The sequence below is a fragment of the Phormidium sp. CCY1219 genome (assembly GCF_055795085.1).
Genome location: NZ_JAYFEQ010000079.1, coordinates 1 through 203, shown reverse-complemented (window position 1 = coordinate 203; position 203 = coordinate 1). Strand labels below are relative to the sequence as shown.

Here is a 203-nt window from a genome sequence, read left to right as displayed (position 1 = left end):
GGGTTTAAGGTCCAGTTGTGGAACCCTTGGAAGAACAATAGAAAACGGAAGATGGCGGCGACGCCAAAGCTGGGGGCGAAGAACCAGCCCGACTGTCCCAAGGGATACATCAAGAAGACGCTGACGAACACCGCGATCGGTCCGGTGAAGGCCAGGGCATTATAAGGACGAATCCCTAACAGACGGGAGATTTCCAACTGGCG

Annotated in this window: 1 pseudogene; it reads right to left on the bottom strand. The window is 55.2% G+C overall.

Annotated features, from left to right (window positions below):
* A pseudogene (locus tag AC0QH1_RS00500) lies at positions 1-203 on the bottom strand (photosystem II D2 protein (photosystem q(a) protein)); the annotation flags it as partial.